Here is a 5,236-nt window from a genome sequence, read left to right as displayed (position 1 = left end):
AGTGGTGCTTCGCGAGCCGGCTTCTAAAAAAGTAAAAAGCACCTGGGCCGAGGGGTTGTCGGCCTTACCCCGTAACCTCCTGGTGAGGATGCTACGGAGGGTGCTCGAGTGTCGAAGACCGCCATCATCGCGCTGCTGGCCGAGTTGGACGACGTCGACGGAGTGATCTTCGCACGAATGCGGAGTGAGATGCCGGCGGCGCTCCGCGGCGCGGAGATCGTCCCGCCGGCCGTCGTGCGCAGTGTGTTGCGACACGGCGACGCCGACGTGCTGTTCGCGATCGCCGGGAATCTGGGGCTGCCGACCGGACGGATCGCCGAGTTGTACGCCGGCCCGGCCCTGCCCGCATTGCGGGCGCTCCGGCGGCTCGCGTCGCGGAATCCGTACGCGTACGGCGAAGTCACGCGCGACCTCGCCGAGTTGATGGAGCTTCACCTCGCCGGCTCGGTGCCGGCCTGGGGGCGATTGATCGCCTCGCTGCCGACCTCGGCCGCATCGCTTCGCGACACGATCACCGCGGCCGGGGGCGGCGATCAGGCGCTGCCGTTGACCGTGCCGCCCGAGTTGCGAGTGGACGTACGACAGTTGCTGTTGCTCGCTCCCCCGGAGCGGGTCGCCGAACTCGTTCCCGCGTTGCGACCGGACACCGTGCGTGACCTCGTGCGCTTCGGTGCCCTGCTTCCGGCGGCCGTGCTCGGCGACGTGGTCGAGGCCGCGACGCCCGCCCAGCGTCTGGTGCTTGCCAAGGCACGCCGGGCTCGCCCCGAGGTCGCCGGCGCGCTCGTCGCCCTGGGCGATCCCGAACTCGATGCGGCGGTCTACCTCAACCCCCGGACGGGCATGGCGATGCGAGCCCGGATCATGGCCTCCTCGACGCCGCTGCACGCGTCTGTCGTCGCCCGGGTGTGCGGCGACTGGGCCGCGTCCGTCCGGCTGCCCGCCCTGTTGTCCGGCGACCCGCTGCTCGTGCGCGCCGCGCTGCTCAAACGCGACGCGATGACGACCACCCTGGCCGAATGCCTGTCCATCTGGCAGGACAAGGGCGTCGAAGGACTGCTCCCGCACACGCGCGCGATCTTCGCGCGGGCCGACGGGCCGGCCCCGCACCCCTTCCGACTCCCGCGCCGTCGCTCCCTGCTCCTGATCACCCTCCTCCGGCTGTACGAGCGGGCCGGGGCCCGCGCGGCGCTCGACCTCGTGGACGAGTCGACCATGGACGCGAAGTACGCGCGCCACTGTCGCGAGTTGCTCGCGACGCCCGAGGGCGTCGACCGACTGCGGGCCGAGATCGCGGCGCGCTCGGGCAGCCGGGGGCTCGTCCGACGTCTGCGCGCCCACCCGACGACCGTCGGCCGGTCGTTCCTGGAGACCATCACGTTCGACTGGGCCGCGATCGTCAAGGCGCACCGGCGTACACCGTTCACCGACCGGCCGCTGTCGCTCCTGGCCGAACAGGACGGCTGCCCGGCGGTGTTGCGCCGCGAGGCCGAGGCGGCCCAGTCCATGACCGGCCACAGCCGACACGGTCGCTGGCCCGCCCCCGTCACGTGGAAGGACACCCGGCCGCGCCGACACCGGCCGGCCGCCGAGCGCGAGACCGCCAGGAGCGTGGCCGCGAACCGGACCCCGATCGGTGATGTCCTCACCGGCATGCCCGCGGCGCTCGGCGCCGAACTGTTGGGCCGGCGCGACACCCTCGCCCCGACCGCCGTCACCGCCGCCGAACTGCCGGCCAGGCTACGACAACTGATGTCGAGTGGTGACAGCGACGCCGACGAGGATCGCGACCGGGGCGTGGTCGCCCTGCGCCTGCTCCAGGACTTCGAAGGCAGCCTCGCCGAGCTGATCGCCACGGCCCACGCGGCCACCCGCCACTGAACCGCCTTCGCTTGAACCGCCTTCGCTCGAACCGGCCTCGCCGTGGCTCGCCGCCGAGACGCCGTGTCGGGCCGGCCCGACACGACCCCCACCGGCTCGCTTCCCAGCCCCACCGACCCGCATCCGACCGGCCCCGTCCCGCTTCCGTCCCGCTTCCGACCCGCTTTACGACCCGAGAGGTTGCCCACTCATGCAATACGCGAGCGCGTTCACGCTCCTGGCCGTGCTCGACAGCGACGAGGGCGAGTTGTACGCCCGCGTTCGCGGCGCCTACGCCCCGCACCTCGACGAGGGGCGCGGCTTGCCGGTCTCCCTGGTCCGGTCGGTGATTCGGCGCGGCACGGCGGACGATCTCCTGCGGCTGGGCTCGCACACCGAGGATCCGACGGTGACCGCCGAGGTGTTCGCCCAGGCGCGGCCCGCCGTGGCGGTACTGCGCTTCCTGCGCAACGTGGCCCGCGCGAGTGACAGCGCGTATCTGGGACCGATGGCCACCCTCACCACGCTCCTGGACCGGCACCTCGGTGCCGATCCGCGCGCGTGGTCGCGCCTGTTGGCCCTGCTGCCGGACTGTCAGGGCACCGTCACCGACCTGATCGAGGCGGCGGCCAAGGGCGACGGCGGCACCGAGCGGATACCCGTGGCGCCGCGCACGGTCGCCCTCGAGTGGCGGCAACTGCTCATGTTCGCCCCGCCCGCGCACGTGGCCGCGCTCGCCCCGCATCTGCGGCCGCGCATCCTGCACGACCTCGTCCACTTCGGCGCCCGCCTCCCGAGCGACGTCGTCGCGGCGGTCGTGGGTCGGGCCACGGACAAGCAGCGGATCGCGCTGTGCTCGTCCATCCACCTGCGGCACGAGGCCGTCGACGCGCTTTTGGACCTGGCGAACCCCGAACTGGCCGCGCTCCTCTACCTGAACCCCAAATCCGGCGATTACGAACGCAATCGGGTCATGGCCCGGGCGGCGGAAGTCCCGCCGACCGAGAACCTGATCAAGCGTGTGACGTCGACCGACAACGCGAACTACCGCCGATCCACCGTGTGGTCGGGTGACCCGATGCTCGTGCGCGTCGGACTGCTGCGGGTGCAACGCACCCACGCCCCGATCCAGGAGTGCATGCGCGATTGGCGCAAGGGCGGCATGGTGGCGCTGCGCCGCCGGTTCGTGGATCGGACGGGCAAGCAGCACGAGCCGTTCGTGGTGCCGCTGCATCGGGTCGCGCTGCTCGGCGCGTTGCTCGGCCTGTGGGACCGGCACGGCGTCGCGGAGGCGGAACGCCTGGTCGACGAACTACCCTTGCGGCCCAACGCGGCGACCCGCCTGCGCGCGACGCTCGCCGACGGTGACGCGGGTCGAGACCGGCTGCGCGCGGAGTTCGACGCCGTGTGCGCCAAGCCGATGGGCAAGTCCGCGAACACCAGGATCGGCCAAGGGTTCGTGCACCACGTGCCGACGTATCCGCGCGCCGGGTGGGACGCGGTCGTCGCGGCGCACGAGGCCGAACCGCTCGACGGCGACACCGCGCGTCGGCTGACCGCCTTCGCCGACTGCCCGGCCGAGATCGCCGATGCCGCCGACGATGGCACCATGCTGCGCGCGCAGTGGCCGGTCGGGAGCGGTTGGCGACCCTTGTCGGACCCGGGCAACCCGTACGAGGTCCGCCGGCTGCGGATCGAGCTGGAGCGGATCCCGGGTCTGGCCGAGCGCGTGTTCACCGACAAACAGGGCGCCGACGCGGCGTTGGAGCTGTACCGGCGGATCCAGATGCACGCGCCGACCGTGACGTTGCGGGTAACCCAGCAGGTTGCGATGGCCGAGTTCGTCCGCGAGCACCTCGGCGACTCGATGGAGGCCCGGGTGGTCGCGGCCCAAATGGCGCCGTCGTTCACCGGAACGCTGCGCGAACTGCTGGTGACGGCCGCGGCGGCGGCCGGTTGAGCGGCCGGGTGAACGATCGATCGAGCGGTCGGCGGGCATCGGTCGACGGAAAAGCGTTGGTGTGCCGTTGCGATTCGGGGTACCGATGCACACGTGACGGATGAGCGCGTACTGACGTGGCAGGTGACCGAGAGCGGCGGACAGGAGACCTCGTGGGTCGAGCTGGGGGCCTCGCGGCTCACGGCGCGCGGCGAGGCGCTCGGGACGACGCCCAGCTCGTATCGGTTGACCTATGACCTGGAGACGACGGACGAATTCGTGACCACGCGCCTACGCGTGGTCGCGCAGGGCGCGGGGGAGACCAGACGCCTGGACCTTCGACGCTCCGCGTCCGGGTGGACGGTGGACGGCGTGCCACGACCCGAACTGGCCGAGGCGCTCGACTGCGACCTGGGCCTGTGTCCGCTCACCAACACGATGCCGATCCTGCGGCACGGGCTGCACGAGGAAAGCGGCCGGCACCGCTTCCTGATGGCGTTCGTGGAGGTACCGGATCTGGTCGTGCGGCCCTCGTGGCAGACGTACACGCACCTGGGGATCGGGCCCGACGGCGCGCGTGTGCGGTACGAGTCGGGCGACTTCAGCAGCGACCTGCTCGTGGACACCGCAGGTCTCGTGGTGGACTATCCGCAGTTGGCGACCAGGATCTGAGCGAACGCCACGCCGTCGATCGCAGCGGTGTGGCGGTCGGCGTCCCGACCCACTGCGGAGCCTCCCGGGCCACTGCGTCGTGCCACCTGGACCGGTCCGACCCGGTCCCGAGCCCGCCCAGCGAAGCCGTCTCGGCCCGGGCGGGGGTGATCATGGCCGTAACAGTCCTGTTGCTCTTGCCGTCCGGCTGTGAAGCCTTTGGCCGGATTCCATAAAATCTCGGCACATGAGCTCCTCCTCGGACGCAGCGTCCCCGCTGCCCGCCCGCACTCCAGGTCTGCCCACCCGGGTGCCGCAACCCCGCCAGGGCGGACGGCACCGTCGGCCCGACTCCCACGAACTACCGGAGGCCGCGAAACCACTGATCCTCGCCGTACCCGGACCCGCGAGCGAGGCCCTCGCGGCGCTCGTCGGCGAGGTCGCGCTGCTCGCCCGCGCGGACCTGACCGGCCTCGACATCCGGCCGATCGTAATAGAGGCCGACAACACCGACCTCGCCGCGATCATGCGCGGCGCGTCGGCCGCCGTCGTGGTACCGCTCCTGCTCGGCCCCGACCCGGTGGCGGCCGCGCACACCGACGCGGTACTCGCCGCCACGGAGGGCGAGTTCACCCGTACCGGCGTGCTCGGCCCGCACCCGTTCCTCGCCGAGGTGCTGCACGAGCGCCTCTCCGAGGCCGGGTTGGCGCGGGCCGACCGGGCCCGCCTGTTCAGCGTCGCGACCGCCGCCGAGGGCATCGTGCTCGTGACCACCGGCGGCCCGGAGGC

3 protein-coding genes and 1 pseudogene are annotated in these 5,236 nt (G+C 72.1%); all 4 read left to right on the top strand.

Annotated elements, in window-relative coordinates:
- Positions 1 to 108: 108 nt before the first annotated feature.
- Complete coding sequence (locus GT354_RS02305) at positions 109 to 1,878, top strand: hypothetical protein (RefSeq protein WP_161354469.1); 1,770 nt, start codon at positions 109 to 111, stop codon at positions 1,876 to 1,878.
- 190 nt (positions 1,879 to 2,068) lie between these two features.
- Complete coding sequence (locus GT354_RS02300; RefSeq protein WP_161354468.1) at positions 2,069 to 3,817, top strand: hypothetical protein; 1,749 nt, start codon at positions 2,069 to 2,071, stop codon at positions 3,815 to 3,817.
- 93 nt (positions 3,818 to 3,910) lie between these two features.
- Positions 3,911 to 4,468 carry a putative glycolipid-binding domain-containing protein gene (locus GT354_RS02295; RefSeq protein WP_161354467.1) on the top strand — a complete coding sequence of 186 codons (558 nt, stop codon included), beginning with the start codon at positions 3,911 to 3,913 and terminating at the stop codon, positions 4,466 to 4,468.
- A 226-nt stretch (positions 4,469 to 4,694) separates the two neighbouring features.
- Positions 4,695 to 5,236 (top strand): annotated as a pseudogene (locus GT354_RS02290) (hypothetical protein); the annotation flags it as partial.

The organism is Streptomyces sp. SID3343 (genome assembly GCF_009865215.1).
In the GTDB taxonomy this organism is placed as follows: Bacteria; Actinomycetota; Actinomycetes; order Streptomycetales; family Streptomycetaceae; genus Embleya.
This window is presented reverse-complemented; position numbering and strand designations above follow the sequence as displayed.

Bases quoted from the DNA above. Each gene is read 5' to 3' on its own strand.
- GT354_RS02300 (WP_161354468.1), top strand. From the start codon at position 2,069: ATGCAATACGCGAGCGCGTTCACGCTCCTGGCCGTGCTCGACAGCGAC.